This is a genomic window from Zestomonas insulae (genome assembly GCF_016901015.1).
GTDB lineage: Bacteria > Pseudomonadota > Gammaproteobacteria > Pseudomonadales > Pseudomonadaceae > Aquipseudomonas > Aquipseudomonas insulae.
Genome location: NZ_JAFEUP010000006.1, coordinates 1 through 15263 on the forward strand (window position 1 = coordinate 1; position 15263 = coordinate 15263).

Annotated in this window: 11 protein-coding genes, 4 tRNA genes and 1 rRNA gene; all 16 read left to right on the forward strand. The window is 60.4% G+C overall.

Annotation, left to right across the window (positions count from 1 at the left end):
• A 5S ribosomal RNA gene (gene rrf, locus JQX08_RS22450) occupies nucleotides 1-80 on the forward strand; the annotation flags it as partial.
• 129 nt (nucleotides 81-209) lie between these two features.
• Nucleotides 210-1172 carry a bifunctional biotin--[acetyl-CoA-carboxylase] ligase/biotin operon repressor BirA gene (birA, locus tag JQX08_RS18455; RefSeq protein WP_205349892.1) on the forward strand — a complete coding sequence of 321 codons (963 nt, stop codon included), beginning with the start codon at nucleotides 210-212 and terminating at the stop codon, nucleotides 1170-1172.
• Nucleotides 1162-1911 carry a pantothenate kinase gene (locus JQX08_RS18460; RefSeq protein WP_205349893.1) on the forward strand — a complete coding sequence of 250 codons (750 nt, stop codon included), beginning with the start codon at nucleotides 1162-1164 and terminating at the stop codon, nucleotides 1909-1911. The genes birA and JQX08_RS18460 overlap by 11 nt, the downstream gene beginning before the upstream one ends.
• Before the next feature lie 11 nt (nucleotides 1912-1922).
• Nucleotides 1923-2609, forward strand: coding sequence for an SPOR domain-containing protein (locus tag JQX08_RS18465; protein WP_205349894.1), 687 nt, complete (start codon nucleotides 1923-1925; stop codon nucleotides 2607-2609).
• Between the two features lie 144 nt (nucleotides 2610-2753).
• Nucleotides 2754-2838, forward strand: a tRNA-Tyr gene (locus JQX08_RS18470).
• A 24-nt stretch (nucleotides 2839-2862) separates the two neighbouring features.
• Nucleotides 2863-2936: transfer RNA gene (locus JQX08_RS18475), tRNA-Gly, on the forward strand.
• A gap of 26 nt (nucleotides 2937-2962) precedes the next feature.
• Nucleotides 2963-3038, forward strand: a tRNA-Thr gene (locus tag JQX08_RS18480).
• Nucleotides 3039-3270: 232 nt separating this feature from the next.
• Nucleotides 3271-3346: transfer RNA gene (locus tag JQX08_RS18485), tRNA-Trp, on the forward strand.
• A 42-nt stretch (nucleotides 3347-3388) separates the two neighbouring features.
• Entirely contained in the window at nucleotides 3389-3757 is a 369-nt protein-coding gene (gene secE / locus JQX08_RS18490; protein ID WP_205349895.1) for a preprotein translocase subunit SecE, read from the forward strand.
• A gap of 9 nt (nucleotides 3758-3766) precedes the next feature.
• Nucleotides 3767-4300 (forward strand): transcription termination/antitermination protein NusG, encoded by a 534-nt coding sequence (gene nusG / locus JQX08_RS18495; protein WP_205349896.1) that lies wholly within the window; start codon nucleotides 3767-3769, stop codon nucleotides 4298-4300.
• Nucleotides 4301-4416: 116 nt separating this feature from the next.
• A complete protein-coding gene (gene rplK / locus JQX08_RS18500; protein WP_205349897.1) occupies nucleotides 4417-4848 on the forward strand; it encodes a 50S ribosomal protein L11 in 432 nt (143 codons plus the stop codon).
• Nucleotides 4848-5543, forward strand: coding sequence for a 50S ribosomal protein L1 (rplA, locus tag JQX08_RS18505; RefSeq protein ID WP_205349898.1), 696 nt, complete (start codon nucleotides 4848-4850; stop codon nucleotides 5541-5543). Before rplK ends, rplA begins: the two co-directional genes overlap by 1 nt.
• A 199-nt stretch (nucleotides 5544-5742) precedes the next feature.
• Nucleotides 5743-6243: a 50S ribosomal protein L10 gene (rplJ, locus tag JQX08_RS18510; protein WP_205349899.1), complete on the forward strand. Its 501-nt coding sequence runs from the start codon at nucleotides 5743-5745 to the stop codon at nucleotides 6241-6243.
• A gap of 79 nt (nucleotides 6244-6322) precedes the next feature.
• Nucleotides 6323-6691, forward strand: a complete 369-nt coding sequence (gene rplL, locus JQX08_RS18515) for a 50S ribosomal protein L7/L12 (protein WP_205349900.1) — start codon at nucleotides 6323-6325, stop codon at nucleotides 6689-6691.
• A 216-nt stretch (nucleotides 6692-6907) separates the two neighbouring features.
• Nucleotides 6908-10981, forward strand: a complete 4074-nt coding sequence (gene rpoB, locus JQX08_RS18520; RefSeq protein ID WP_205349901.1) for a DNA-directed RNA polymerase subunit beta — start codon at nucleotides 6908-6910, stop codon at nucleotides 10979-10981.
• Between the two features lie 61 nt (nucleotides 10982-11042).
• Nucleotides 11043-15236: a DNA-directed RNA polymerase subunit beta' gene (gene rpoC, locus JQX08_RS18525; protein WP_205349902.1), complete on the forward strand. Its 4194-nt coding sequence runs from the start codon at nucleotides 11043-11045 to the stop codon at nucleotides 15234-15236.
• The last annotated feature ends 27 nt before the right edge of the window (nucleotides 15237-15263 follow it).

The following is a 15263-nucleotide window of genomic DNA, read 5'->3' on the forward strand; positions in this document are numbered from 1 at the left end:
TTCCCGAACTCAGTAGTGAAACGACTCATCGCCGATGGTAGTGTGGGGTCTCCCCATGTGAGAGTAGGTCATCGTCAAGCACCTATACCGAACCCCCGATCTGCGTAAGCAGGTCGGGGGTTTTTCTTTGGAGTGCGGAAAATCTCCTTTCTAGGCAATCGCGCGCGTCATGGCTATGATGCCCGCCTTGCTGGGAGTTCGGTCCGATCATGAATACGTTACTGGAACTTTTGCAGGACGGCTCGTTTCATTCGGGCTCGGTCTTGGGGACTGCGCTCGGGGTTAGTCGCAGTGCGGTCTGGAAGCAGCTGCAGATCATGGAGTCCGAGCTGGGTGTAACAATTCACCGAGTCCGTGGTCGGGGTTACCGGTTGGAAAATCCAATCTCGCTGCTGAATGCGGGGCAGCTAGTTTCTAGCTGTGCTGATGAGGGGTGGGAGCTGCGTCTCCATGAGCGCGTGGACTCCACCAATGCCGAAGCGCTACGTAGTCTGAGTGGCGGCACTCAATCGCCGGTGGTTGTGCTGGCGGAAAGCCAAACTGCGGGTCGCGGACGTCGCGGACGCGATTGGGTTAGCCCGTTTGCGGAGAATCTCTACTACAGCCTGGTTTTTAGGCTGGAGAATGGCGCTGCGCAGCTGGAAGGGTTGAGTCTGGTGGTTGGCCTGGCGGTCCTGCAATCTTTGCGCGAGCTTGGCGTATCGTCGGCAGGGTTGAAATGGCCCAACGACATCCTGGTCAACGGCAAGAAAATCGCCGGCATTTTGCTTGAGTTAACCGGCGATCCGGCGGATGTCTGTCACGTGGTGGTTGGCATTGGGATCAATGCCAATATGCGCGCCACAGATGAGGCGATTGATCAGCCGTGGACCTCCGTTGCGCTAGAGCTTGGCGCGTTGTGCGATCGGACTGCCTTGGTGACGGTGTTGAATCGACGCCTGGGGGAGTGCCTCCGGCTGCATCGCGAAAAAGGTTTCTCCGCTTTGCGCGCTGAGTGGGAGGCGAATCACCTTTGGCAGGGGTGCTCGGCGGTTTTGACCTCTGGCGCTCAGTGCATCGAAGGTCGGGTGTTGGGGATCGATAATCAGGGGGCCTTGCGGTTGGAAACAAACGACGGTGAGCGCCACTACAGTGGCGGTGAGCTCAGCTTGAGGCTGCGCAATGATTCTTGAGCTTGATTGCGGCAACAGCTTCATCAAGTGGCGCGTGCTGTCGCCGGCGCAGACGGGGATCGTCGCGTTCGGTTCGGTGGGAGTAATGGAGGAGCTTGAGCGGGCGCTGCAGGCCATTCCGGCGCTTGCACTGGCGCACGCGCGGCTGGTCAGTGTGCGTAGCGATGAGGAGACGGCGGAGCTGGTTGCATTTATTGCCGGGCATTTCGGCATCGATGCGTGCTGCGCGCGGCCGGAGCTGTCGCGCGGTGGTGTCCGCAACGGCTACGAGGATTTTGCGCGCCTGGGGCTGGATCGCTGGTTGGCCATCCTGGGTGCTTATCAGCAGTCTCCAGGCGCCTGTCTGGTGCTTGACCTCGGCACGGCCGTGACGTCGGACTTCGTGGCGCCAGATGGTCAGCACCTGGGCGGGTTCATTTGCCCAGGTATGCCCTTGATGCGCAATCAGCTGAGGACCCACACCCGGAGGATTCGTTATGACGATGCCGCCGCACTGGAGGCGTTGGTCTCGTTGGAGCCGGGCCGCTCCACGGTTGAGGCGGTCGAGCGTGGTTGCGTGCTGATGCTGAAAGGTTTTGTACAGGCCCAGCTTGAGATTGCGCGAGGCTACTGGGGTGATGGGTTTGAAACTTACTTGACGGGCGGCGATGCCAAATTGCTTGCGCAGATGCTGCCGCGCGCCCGCTTAGCGCCTGACTTGATATTTTCTGGCCTGGCGGTCGCCTGCCCGCTGCCTTGAGGTTGAGCTCTATGCGTTGGCTATTTTTGCTGCTGCTGGTTTTGAATCTTTTTTACTACGTCTGGCATCAGCAGCAGACGCCGCTTCGTGTAAAGGAGGTGGCACCGCTCTCCCTGCATCAGGACGTCCGTCAAGGTATTCGCTTACTGAGCGAGGCGGAAAAGCCACAGGTGCGCCATCCCGGCAGCGAAGTTCGGCCAAGTGCTGCCGCTGAGCCGGAGGCATGCCTCTTCCTGGGGGGCTTCGAAGGGGAGGATGCCGCCAGGGCAGTGTTGCAGCGGATGACCAGCTTGGATGTCGACGCTGAACTGCGTAGCGTCGATGCTCCGTCGGGTGTCGACTACTGGGTGTACCTCGCACCGCTTGCCTCGCGACAGGCGTCCTTGCGGCAGCTGAAGGAGTTGCAGGCGCGCAAGATCGATAGCTACATCATTACCCAGGGCGATTTGACCGACGGTATCTCGCTGGGGATGTTTCCGCGTAGCGAGTCGGCAGAGAGCGTCATGCAGCGTCTACGCGAGGCTGGTTATGAGCCGCTGATGCGCGAGCTCGCGCGTGCACATCGCAGCTACTGGGTGCGTGTGGCGCCGGAGAGCCGGCGTCTGGTCGACAATCCCATGCTGCTGATGCTATCCGCCGATTTCGCCGGTCTGCAGCATCAACTTATGCCGTGCGAAAGCGTTGCAACCGCTCCGTAGTTTGCATAGAATGGCGCCCGCTTCGCAGGCTGGCCTGGTTTGAAAGGTCTGCGAGCATGCTGTCGGCGTTGCTAACCTCAGGTTTTTTAATGAGAAAATGCTTGACAGTGGGTGGGCTGGCAATGAAAATGCCGCCTCCCGATTGGAGGGATTCCCGAGTGGCCAAAGGGATCAGACTGTAAATCTGACGTCATAGACTTCGAAGGTTCGAATCCTTCTCCCTCCACCAGATTTAGCGTGAACTGCGGGCGCCGCGGGTATAGTTCAGTGGTAGAACCTCAGCCTTCCAAGCTGATGATGCGGGTTCGATTCCCGCTACCCGCTCCAGGTTTGTGGTTTATGCGATGTGTTTCGCTCATGTAGCTCAGCTGGTAGAGCACACCCTTGGTAAGGGTGAGGTCAGCGGTTCAAATCCGCTCATGAGCTCCACTTAACAAAGGCAGATATCTTGATATCTGCCTTTGTTTTAATGGCGATACGGTCGGCCTGTATGGGGTGAATCACTGAGGTGGTTGTGCCGGTCGCCATGAGAGATGCTTCGTGTCTTGTGATTCGTGAGGGTGGTCGTGCTGCTGGCTTGGGCGTGGTTGCCAGGATCATCGAGTAATTGGTTGATCTCGTTCTTTCGGGTCGGCATAATGCCCGGCCTGATTTTTGTTATAGGTCAGTAGCTCAATTGGCAGAGCGACGGTCTCCAAAACCGTAGGTTGGGGGTTCGATTCCCTCCTGACCTGCCAGATTCCCTCTTGGGGCTGGCTTTCTTTACAGGATGCTCGTAGATGAATGCTAAGGCTGAGGCCAAAGATTCTCGCCTCGATCTGCTGAAGTGGCTCGCTGCCGCTGCTTTGGTGGTGGTTGGGGTGGTAGGTAATCAGTATTTCTCGGGCGAGCCCATCCTCTATCGTGTTCTCGGTCTGCTCGTGCTTGCTGTCGTGGCTGCATTCATTGCGCTGCAGACGGCCAGGGGGCGGCTCTTTTTCGCTTTGGTGAAAGAGGCGCGCACCGAGATTCGCAAAGTTGTTTGGCCGAGCCGTCAAGAGACAATGCAGACGACGTTGATTGTCGTTGCCGTTGTTCTGGTGATGTCGCTGCTGTTGTGGGGGGTTGACTCCCTGCTCGGCTGGCTAGTTTCTTCGATCGTAGGTTAAAGGTGTCTCGTGGCTAAGCGTTGGTACGTTGTGCATGCTTACTCGGGCTACGAGAAGCATGTGATGCGCTCGCTTATCGAGCGCGTGAAGCTGGCTGGCATGGAGGATGTGTTCGGCGAAATTCTGGTTCCCACCGAAGAAGTGGTGGAGATGCGTAACGGCCAGAAGCGCAAAAGCGAACGCAAGTTCTTCCCGGGCTATGTGCTGGTTCAGATGGAAATGAGCGAGGCAACTTGGCACTTGGTCAAGGATACCCCGCGTGTCATGGGCTTCATTGGTGGTACCGCCGACAAGCCGGCGCCGATCACTGACAAAGAGGCTGATGCGATTCTGCGTCGTGTGGCCGACAGTGGCGACAAGCCTAAGCCGAAGACGCTGTTTGAGCCGGGCGAAATGGTCCGGGTTATCGATGGGCCGTTTGCCGATTTCAGCGGCGTGGTTGAAGAAGTCAACTACGAGAAGAGTCGCATCCAGGTGGCGGTAACGATCTTTGGTCGTTCAACGCCGGTCGAGTTGGAGTTCAGTCAGGTCGAAAAGGCGTAACTGAAAAACGAATCCCACACCCCGCAGCTGATGGCTGCGGGGTTTTGTCGTCGCTGGGATAATTAGATGTCAACCGGGGAGCCGTCAGGCGCTAGCACCCGATATTGGAGTAGCTCATGGCTAAGAAGATTCAAGCTTATATCAAGCTGCAAGTGAAGGCCGGTCAGGCCAACCCGTCGCCACCCGTCGGCCCGGCGCTGGGTCAGCACGGCGTGAACATTATGGAGTTCTGCAAGGCGTTCAACGCCAAGACTCAAGGCATGGAGCCTGGTCTGCCGACTCCGGTGATCATCACCGTTTACAGCGACCGCAGCTTCACTTTTGAAACCAAAAGCACCCCGGCTTCGGTTCTGCTGAAGAAAGCAGCCGGTATTCAGAGCGGCTCGAGCCGTCCGAATACCCAGAAAGTGGGCACCGTTACCCGTGCTCAGCTGGAAGATATCGCGAAGGCCAAGAATGCCGACCTGACTGCTGCTGACCTGGATGCCGCCGTGCGTACGATCGCCGGCTCCGCTCGCAGCATGGGCCTGAACGTGGAGGGTGTGTAATGGCTAAGTTGACCAAGCGCCAAAAGGCCTTTGCGGCCAAGATCGAAGCTGGCAAGGCATATGGCTTCGAAGAAGCGGCTGGCCTGCTGGCCGAGCTGTCCGCCGTCAAGTTCACCGAGTCGTTCGACATCGCCGTGAACCTGGGTGTGGACCCGCGTAAATCCGACCAGGTCGTGCGTAGCGCCACCGTGCTGCCGCACGGCACCGGTAAGACCGTGCGCGTAGCCGTGTTTACCCAGGGTCCGGCTGCTGAAGCCGCTCTGGCTGCCGGCGCCGATCGCGTAGGTATGGATGATCTGGCTGCCGAAATGAAAGGCGGCGACCTGAACTATGACGTGGTCATCGCTTCCCCGGACGCCATGCGCGTCGTGGGTCAGCTGGGTCAGGTTCTCGGCCCGCGCGGCCTGATGCCGAACCCGAAAGTCGGTACCGTGACTCCGGACGTGGCCACTGCGGTGAAAAACGCCAAAGCCGGTCAGATCCGCTATCGCACCGACAAGAACGGCATCATTCACGCCTCCGTCGGCAAAGTCGGCTTCGAGGCCGTCAAGCTGAAGGAAAACGTTGAAGCGCTGCTGAACGACCTGAAGCGTCTGAAGCCGGCTTCGGCCAAAGGCATCTACGTCAAGCGCGTGACCCTGAGCACCACCATGGGCCCGGGTCTGCTGATCGATCAGGCTTCGCTCGACGCATAAGTGTTAAGGCTGGCGGGGCTCGCTCCGTCAGCTGCCAAAATTGGGGTCCCTGCCTGGCGGGGGCTATCCAAGACCGTAGGTGGCGCAAGCCTTAAACCACCAGCCTACGCAGATGGTGCTCCCGATTCCTTACCGAATCAGACACCAAAACGACACCCGGCCCCGGTTGGGTGAAACGGTAATAACCAGGAGAAATCCCGTGGCAATTAAACTCGAAGACAAGAAGGCCATCGTCGCTGAAGTCAACGAGGCTGCCAAGGCTGCCCTGTCTGCTGTCGTGGCTGATGCCCGTGGCGTGACTGTGGGCGCTATGACCGGACTCCGTAAAGAGGCCCGCGAGGCTGGTGTGTACGTCAAAGTCGTACGTAACACCCTGGCTCGTCGCGCCGTCGAAGGCACTAGTTTCGAAGTGCTCGGCGACGTGTTCAAAGGCCCGACCCTGATTGCCTTCTCCAACGAACATCCGGGCGCTGCTGCCCGTATCTTCAAGGAGTTCGCCAAGGGTCAGGACAAGTTCGAGATCAAGGCAGCTGCGTTCGAAGGCAAGTTCATCGCAGCCAATCAGATCGACGTACTGGCAACCCTGCCGACCTACGACGAAGCCATTTCGCAGCTGATGAGCGTGATCCAAGGCGCTACCAGCAAGCTGGCTCGTACTCTGGCGGCTATTCGCGATCAGAAGGAAGCGGCTGCTGCCTAATCCAGGCGCACTGCAACTTCACATTAAATATTCAATTTGATGGCCGCGAAGGCTGTCGCTCAATACAGGAATTAGAGTCATGGCTCTGACCAACGAAGATATCATCAACGCCGTTTCCGAAATGTCCGTCATGCAGGTCGTTGAACTGATCAAGGCGATGGAAGAGAAGTTCGGCGTTACCGCCGCCGCTGCTGTTGCTGCTGGCCCGGCTGTTGCCGCTGCCGCTGTCGAAGAGCAAACCGAGTTCACCATTTTCCTGGCCGAAGCTGGCGACAAGAAAGTGAACGTGATCAAGGTCGTTCGTGAACTGACCGGTCTGGGCCTGAAAGAAGCCAAGGCTGTGGTTGACGGCGCTCCGGGCCCGGTCAAAGAAGGCGCGTCGAAAGACGAAGCCGAAGCAGCCAAAAAGGCTCTGGAAGAAGCTGGCGCCAAGGTCGAGCTCAAGTAAGCGACGATCTTGCGTCAACAGCCCGCGCGTTAAGCAAAAGGCTGGCGGCTGGTGGCATTTGCCACCGGCCTTTTTCCGTTATGGGCGGCCTCTGAGTGGCTGCTCCATAGCGGGAAACTCCGCCTCAAGGCGGCGCAAACCGCGAGTTTGCACGATTTTCTGGCTGCACCCGCCGGGTGTGGCCAAACAAGCAGGTGACCAAGCTGGGGAACGCTGATGGCTTACTCATACACTGAGAAAAAACGTATCCGCAAGGACTTTAGCAAGTTGCCGGACGTGATGGATGTGCCGTACCTCCTGGCCATCCAGCTGGATTCGTATCGCGAATTCCTGCAGCAAGGGGCGGGCAAGGAGCATCTCCGCGACGTTGGCCTGCATGCGGCCTTCAAGTCCGTATTCCCGATCATCAGCTATTCCGGCAACGCCGCTCTCGAGTACGTCGGCTATCGCCTGGGCGAGCCGGCGTTCGACGTCAAAGAGTGCGTGCTGCGTGGCGTGACCTTCGCCGTACCGCTGCGGGTCAAAGTGCGCCTGATCATTTTCGACAAAGAATCGTCGAACAAAGCGATCAAGGACATCAAAGAGCAAGAAGTCTACATGGGGGAAATCCCCCTGATGACCGAGAACGGTACCTTCATCATCAACGGTACCGAGCGCGTCATCGTGTCTCAGCTGCACCGCTCCCCGGGCGTGTTCTTCGACCACGACCGTGGCAAGACCCACAGCTCCGGCAAGCTGCTGTACTCCGCGCGGATCATTCCGTACCGCGGTTCCTGGCTGGACTTCGAGTTCGATCCGAAGGACGCCGTGTTCGTCCGTATCGACCGTCGCCGCAAGCTGCCGGCCAGCGTGCTGCTGCGCGCCCTGGGCTACAGCACCGAGGAAATCCTCGACAGCTTCTACGCCACCAACGTGTTCCATGTGACGGGCGAGTCGCTCAGTCTGGAACTGGTGCCGCAGCGTCTGCGCGGTGAAGTCGCTGTCCTCGATATCAAGGACGAGAAAGGCAAGGTCATCGTCGAGCAGGGTCGCCGCATCACTGCGCGTCACATCAATCAGCTCGACAAGGCCGGTATCAAGGAGCTGGAAGTTCCGCTCGACTACGTCGTCGGTCGCACCACGGCCAAGGCCATCGTGCACCCGGCTACCGGCGAAATCATCGCCGAGTGCAACGTCGAGCTGACCACCGACCTGCTGGTGAAGATCGCCAAGGCGCAGGTCGTGCGCATCGAGACGCTGTACACCAACGACATCGATTGCGGTCCGTTCATCTCCGACACGCTGAAGATCGACTCCACCGCCAATCAGCTGGACGCGCTGGTCGAGATCTACCGCATGATGCGTCCCGGCGAGCCGCCAACCAAGGACGCTGCCGAGACCCTGTTCAACAACCTGTTCTTCAGTGCCGAGCGTTACGACCTGTCTGCCGTCGGCCGCATGAAGTTCAACCGTCGCATCGGTCGCAGCGAGATCGAAGGCTCGGGCGTGCTCAGCCGCGAAGACATCGTCGACGTGCTGAAGACCCTGGTCGACATCCGTAACGGCAAGGGCATCGTCGACGACATCGACCACCTGGGTAACCGTCGCGTCCGTTGCGTCGGCGAGATGGCCGAGAACCAGTTCCGCGTGGGCCTGGTGCGCGTCGAGCGCGCGGTCAAGGAACGTCTGTCGATGGCCGAAAGCGAAGGCCTGATGCCGCAGGATCTGATCAACGCCAAGCCGGTCGCGGCGGCGGTGAAGGAGTTCTTCGGTTCCAGCCAGCTGTCGCAGTTCATGGACCAGAACAACCCGCTCTCCGAGATCACCCACAAGCGCCGCGTCTCCGCGCTTGGCCCGGGCGGTCTGACCCGTGAGCGTGCCGGCTTCGAAGTGCGTGACGTGCACCCGACCCACTATGGTCGCGTCTGCCCGATCGAAACCCCGGAAGGTCCGAACATCGGTCTGATCAACTCGCTGGCCGCCTACGCCCGCACCAACCAGTACGGCTTCCTGGAAAGCCCGTACCGGGTGGTCAAGGACACCCTGGTCACCGACGAAATCGTGTTCCTCTCCGCCATCGAAGAGGCCGATCACGTGATCGCCCAGGCCTCCGCGGCGATGAACGACAAGGGCCAGCTGGTCGACGAGCTGGTGGCCGTGCGTCACCTCAACGAGTTCACCGTCAAGGCGCCGGAAGACGTGACCCTGATGGACGTGTCGCCGAAGCAGGTGGTTTCCGTCGCCGCGTCGCTGATCCCGTTCCTCGAGCACGACGACGCCAACCGCGCACTCATGGGCTCGAACATGCAGCGTCAGGCGGTGCCGACCCTGCGTTCCGACAAGCCGTTGGTCGGTACCGGCATGGAGCGCAACGTCGCCCGTGACTCCGGCGTCTGCGTCGTGGCCCGTCGTGGCGGGGTGATCGACTCGGTTGACGCCAGCCGTATCGTGGTCCGCGTCAACGACGATGAAGTGGAAACCGGTGAAGCCGGTGTCGACATCTACAACCTGACCAAGTACACCCGCTCCAACCAGAACACCTGCATCAACCAGCGTCCGCTGGTACAGAAAGGTGACAAGGTTGCACGCAGCGACATTCTTGCCGACGGTCCGTCCACCGACATGGGTGAGCTGGCCCTCGGCCAGAACATGCGCGTCGCGTTCATGCCGTGGAACGGTTACAACTTCGAAGACTCCATCCTCCTTTCGGAGCGTGTGGTCCAGGAAGATCGCTTCACCACGATCCACATTCAGGAACTGACCTGTGTGGCGCGTGACACCAAGCTCGGCCCAGAGGAAATCACCTCGGACATCCCGAACGTCGGTGAAGCCGCACTGAACAAGCTGGACGAGGCCGGTATCGTCTACGTCGGCGCCGAAGTCGGCCCGGGCGACATCCTGGTCGGCAAGGTCACGCCGAAGGGCGAAACCCAGCTGACCCCGGAAGAGAAGCTGCTGCGCGCGATCTTCGGTGAGAAGGCCAGCGACGTGAAAGACACCTCCCTGCGCGTGCCTACCGGCACCAAGGGCACGGTGATCGACGTCCAGGTCTTCACCCGTGACGGCGTGGAGCGCGATTCGCGTGCGCTGGCCATCGAGAAGATGCAACTCGACGAGATCCGCAAGGACCTCAACGAGGAGTTCCGCATCGTCGAAGGTGCGACCTTCGAGCGTCTGCGTTCCGCCCTGGTCGGCAAGAAAGCCGAAGGCGGTGCCGGCCTGAAGAAAGGCGCGGAGATCACCGACGAGTTCCTCGACGGTCTCGAGCGTGGTCAGTGGTTCAAGCTGCGCATGGCCGAAGACGCGCTGAACGAGCAGTTGGAGAAGGCCCAGGCCTACATCTCCGACCGCCGCCAGCTGCTCGACGACAAGTTCGAAGACAAGAAGCGCAAGCTGCAACAGGGCGATGACCTGGCGCCGGGCGTGCTGAAGATCGTCAAGGTGTACCTGGCGATTCGCCGCCGCATCCAGCCGGGCGACAAGATGGCCGGTCGTCACGGTAACAAGGGTGTGGTCTCGGTGATCATGCCGGTTGAAGACATGCCGCACGATGCCAATGGCACCCCGGTCGACATCGTCCTCAACCCGCTGGGCGTACCGTCGCGTATGAACGTTGGGCAGATTCTCGAAACCCACCTGGGCCTCGCGGCCAAGGGCCTGGGCGAGAAGATCAATCGCATGCTCGAAGAGCAGCGTAAGATCGCCGAGCTGCGCAAGTTCCTGCACGAGATCTACAACGAGGTGGGTGGCCGCCAGGAGAATCTGGACGAGCTGAGCGATCTGGAAATCCAGAAGCTTGCCAACAACCTGCGTGGTGGCGTGCCGATGGCGACTGCTGTGTTCGATGGCGCGAAAGAGAGCGAGATCAAGAAGATGCTCAAGCTCGCTGACCTGCCGGAAAGCGGTCAGATGCGCCTGTTCGACGGTCGTACCGGTAACCAGTTCGAGCGCCCGACCACCGTCGGCTACATGTACATGCTCAAGCTGAACCACCTGGTCGACGACAAGATGCACGCGCGTTCCACTGGCTCCTACAGCCTGGTTACCCAGCAGCCGCTGGGTGGTAAGGCGCAGTTCGGTGGTCAGCGTTTCGGGGAGATGGAGGTCTGGGCGCTGGAAGCCTATGGCGCCGCCTACACCCTGCAGGAAATGCTGACCGTGAAGTCGGACGACGTGAACGGCCGGACCAAGATGTACAAAAACATCGTGGACGGCGATCACCGCATGGAGCCGGGCATGCCCGAGTCCTTCAACGTGCTGATCAAAGAGATCCGTTCGCTCGGTATCGACATCGATCTGGAAACCGAATAACACGTGACGCGTATTGGGAGTGGGGGTTGCCTCGCTCCCTGCTCCGTCAGGAGGAAAGGCCTTGAAAGACCTACTGAATTTGTTGAAAAACCAGGGTCAAATCGAAGAGTTCGACGCTATCCGCATCGGGTTGGCGTCGCCTGAGATGATCCGCTCGTGGTCGTTCGGTGAAGTGAAGAAGCCGGAGACCATCAACTACCGCACCTTCAAGCCGGAGCGTGATGGCCTGTTCTGCGCCAAGATCTTTGGCCCGGTGAAGGACTACGAGTGCCTGTGCGGCAAGTACAAGCGCCTCAAGCACCGCGGCGTGATCTGCGAGAAGTGCGGCGTGGAAGTCGCCCTGGCCAAGGTCCGTCGTGAGCGCATGGCGCACATCGAGCTGGCTTCGCCGGTCGCCCACATCTGGTTCCTCAAGTCGCTGCCGTCGCGTATCGGCCTGCTGCTGGACATGACCCTGCGTGACATCGAACGCGTGCTCTATTTCGAGAGCTACGTGGTGATCGATCCGGGCATGACCACCCTGGAAAAAGGTCAGCTGCTCAACGACGAGCAGTACTTCGAAGCCATCGAAGAGTTCGGTGACGATTTCGACGCCCGCATGGGTGCCGAAGCAGTGCGCGAACTGCTCAACGCCATCGACCTGGACCACGAGATCGGTCGCCTGCGCGAAGAGATTCCGCAGACCAACTCGGAAACCAAGATCAAGAAGCTGTCCAAGCGCCTGAAGCTGATGGAAGCCTTCAAGGACTCCGGCAACCGTCCGGAGTGGATGGTCCTGACCGTGCTGCCGGTTCTGCCGCCGGACCTGCGTCCGCTGGTACCGCTGGACGGCGGTCGTTTCGCGACTTCCGACCTGAACGACCTGTATCGCCGGGTGATCAACCGTAACAACCGTCTGAAGCGCCTGCTCGATCTGGCTGCGCCGGATATCATCGTGCGCAACGAAAAGCGCATGCTGCAGGAGGCGGTCGACGCCCTGCTCGACAACGGCCGTCGCGGTCGCGCCATCACCGGCTCGAACAAGCGTCCGCTGAAGTCGCTGGCCGACATGATCAAAGGTAAGCAAGGTCGCTTCCGTCAGAACCTGCTCGGTAAGCGCGTGGACTACTCCGGTCGTTCGGTAATTACCGTGGGCCCGACCCTGCGTCTGCACCAGTGCGGTCTGCCGAAGAAGATGGCCCTCGAGCTGTTCAAGCCATTCATTTTCGGCAAGCTGGAAATGCGTGGCCTGGCCACCACCATCAAAGCCGCGAAGAAGATGGTCGAGCGCGAGCTGCCGGAAGTGTGGGACGTGCTCGCCGAAGTCATCCGCGAACACCCCGTGCTGCTCAACCGTGCACCGACTCTGCACCGTCTGGGTATCCAGGCGTTCGAGCCGGTCCTCATCGAAGGTAAGGCGATCCAGCTGCACCCGCTGGTCTGCGCGGCGTACAACGCCGACTTCGACGGTGACCAGATGGCTGTGCACGTCCCGCTGACCCTCGAGGCTCAGCTGGAGGCGCGCGCGCTGATGATGTCGACCAACAACATCCTCTCGCCAGCCAACGGCGAGCCGATCATCGTGCCGTCGCAGGACGTGGTCTTGGGTCTGTACTACATGACCCGCGAAGCGATCAACGCCAAGGGCGAAGGCCGCGTGTTCGCCGACCTGCAGGAAGTCGACCGGGTATTCCGCGCCGGCGAGGCTTCGCTGCACGCCAAGGTCAAGGTGCGCATCAACGAGACCGTCAAGCAGAAGGACGGCAGCATCGTCAAGAACACCCGTATCGTCGACACCACCGTCGGCCGTGCGCTGCTGTTCCAAGTGGTGCCTGCTGGCCTGCCGTTCGACGTGGTCAACCAGTCGATGAAGAAGAAGGCGATCTCCAAGCTGATCAACCAGTGCTACCGCACGGTCGGCCTGAAAGACACCGTGATCTTCGCTGACCAGTTGATGTACACCGGCTTCGCCTACTCGACCATTTCCGGTGTGTCGATCGGCGTCAACGACTTCGTCATTCCGGACGAGAAGGCGCGCATCATCGACGCCGCCACCGAGGAAGTGAAGGAGATCGAGAGCCAGTACGCCTCCGGCCTGGTGACCCAGGGCGAGAAGTACAACAAGGTGATCGACCTGTGGTCGAAGGCCAACGACGAAGTGTCCAAGGCGATGATGGCCAACCTCTCGAAGGAGAAGGTCATCGACCGCGAAGGCAAGGAAGTCGACCAGGAGTCCTTCAACTCCATGTACATGATGGCTGACTCCGGTGCCCGGGGTTCGGCTGCGCAGATTCGCCAGCTCGCTGGTATGCGGGGCCTGATGGCCAAGCCGGACGGCTCGATCATCGAGACGCCGATCACCGCGAACTTCCGCGAAGGTCTGTCGGTTCTGCAGTACTTCATTTCCACCCACGGTGCCCGTAAGGGTCTTGCGGATACCGCGTTGAAAACCGCGAACTCCGGTTACCTGACCCGTCGTCTGGTCGACGTCGCCCAGGACCTGGTGGTGACCGAAGTCGATTGCGGCACCGAACACGGTCTGCTGATGACGCCGCACATCGAAGGCGGCGACGTCGTCGAGCCGTTGGGCGAGCGCGTCCTCGGTCGCGTGATTGCGCGTGACGTGTTCAAGCCGGGCACCGATGAAGTCATCGTGCCGGCCGGTACCCTGGTCGACGAGCAATGGGTCGAGTTCATCGAGCGTGCCAGCATCGACGAAGTGATCGTGCGTTCGCCGATCAGCTGCGAAACCCGTTACGGCATCTGCGCCAAGTGCTACGGCCGCGATCTGGCTCGCGGGCATCAGGTCAACATCGGCGAGGCGGTCGGCGTTATCGCCGCGCAGTCGATCGGTGAGCCGGGTACCCAGCTGACCATGCGGACCTTCCACATCGGTGGTGCGGCGAGCCGGACTTCGGCCGCCGACAGCGTCCAGGTGAAGAACGGCGGCACCGTGCGTCTGCACAACCTGAAGCACGTCGAGCGCCTCGACGGCAACCTGGTGGCGGTCTCCCGCTCCGGCGAGCTGGCGATTGCCGATGACTTCGGTCGCGAGCGCGAGCGTTACAAGCTGCCGTACGGTGCGGTGATTTCGGTCAAGGAAGGTGACAAGGTCGACGCTGGCGCGATCGTCGCCAAGTGGGATCCGCACACCCACCCGATCGTCACCGAGATGGCCGGTACCGTGACCTTCGTGGGCATGGAAGAGGGCATCACGGTCAAGCGTCAGACCGACGAACTGACCGGTCTGACCAACATCGAAATCATGGATCCGAAGGATCGTCCGGCGGCCGGCAAGGACATTCGTCCGGCGGTCAAGCTGGTCGATGCCAGCGGCAAGGAGCTGCTGCTGCCGGGCACCGACGTGCCGGCGCAGTACTTCCTGCCAGCCAACGCCCTGGTCGGCGTGGCTGACGGTGCCCAGGTGGGTGTGGGTGACGTAATCGCCCGTATCCCGCAGGAAACCTCGAAGACCCGCGACATCACCGGTGGTCTGCCGCGCGTTGCCGACCTGTTCGAAGCGCGTCGTCCGAAAGAGCCGTCGATCCTGGCGGAAATCAGCGGCACGATCTCCTTCGGCAAGGAAACCAAAGGCAAGCGTCGTCTGGTCATCACCCCGACCGATGGCAGCGATCCGTACGAAGAGCTGATTCCGAAGTGGCGTCACCTGAACGTCTTCGAAGGCGAGCAAGTGAACCGCGGTGAAGTCATCTCCGACGGTCCGAGCAACCCGCACGACATCCTGCGCCTGCTGGGTGTCAGCGCGCTGGCCAAGTACATCGTCAACGAGATCCAGGACGTGTACCGCCTGCAAGGTGTGAAGATCAACGACAAGCACATCGAGACCATCCTGCGGCAGATGCTGCGCAAGGTCGAAGTGGCGGAGTCCGGTGATTCCAGCTTCATCAAGGGCGACCAGGTCGAGCTGACTCAGGTGCTGGAAGAGAACGAGAAACTCGGTTCGGACGATCGCTTCCCGGCGAAGTACGAGCGCGTGCTGCTCGGTATCACCAAGGCCTCGTTGTCCACCGAGTCGTTCATCTCGGCAGCCTCCTTCCAGGAAACCACCCGCGTCCTCACCGAGGCGGCGGTTACCGGCAAGCGCGACTTCCTGCGCGGCCTGAAGGAAAACGTCGTGGTTGGTCGCTTGATTCCGGCCGGTACCGGTCTGGCCTATCACTCCGAGCGCAAGCGCAAGCGTGATGCAGGCAAGCCGGTTCAGGTCAGCGCCAGCGAGGCGGAAGCCCAGCTGTCGGAAGCGCTCAACAATCTGTAATTGAGTGTGGCCTCGGAGCCGGTTTGG

What these genes read in the sequence shown, in the direction of transcription:
- birA (WP_205349892.1), top strand. Translation starts at nt 210, where the DNA reads ATGAATACGTTACTGGAACTTTTGCAGGACGGCTCGTTTCATTCGGGC.
- JQX08_RS18460 (WP_205349893.1), top strand. Translation starts at nt 1,162, where the DNA reads ATGATTCTTGAGCTTGATTGCGGCAACAGCTTCATCAAGTGGCGCGTG.
- JQX08_RS18465 (WP_205349894.1), top strand. Translation starts at nt 1,923, where the DNA reads ATGCGTTGGCTATTTTTGCTGCTGCTGGTTTTGAATCTTTTTTACTAC.
- secE (WP_205349895.1), top strand. Translation starts at nt 3,389, where the DNA reads ATGAATGCTAAGGCTGAGGCCAAAGATTCTCGCCTCGATCTGCTGAAG.
- rplK (WP_205349897.1), top strand. Translation starts at nt 4,417, where the DNA reads ATGGCTAAGAAGATTCAAGCTTATATCAAGCTGCAAGTGAAGGCCGGT.
- rplA (WP_205349898.1), top strand. Translation starts at nt 4,848, where the DNA reads ATGGCTAAGTTGACCAAGCGCCAAAAGGCCTTTGCGGCCAAGATCGAA.
- rplL (WP_205349900.1), top strand. Translation starts at nt 6,323, where the DNA reads ATGGCTCTGACCAACGAAGATATCATCAACGCCGTTTCCGAAATGTCC.
- rpoB (WP_205349901.1), top strand. Translation starts at nt 6,908, where the DNA reads ATGGCTTACTCATACACTGAGAAAAAACGTATCCGCAAGGACTTTAGC.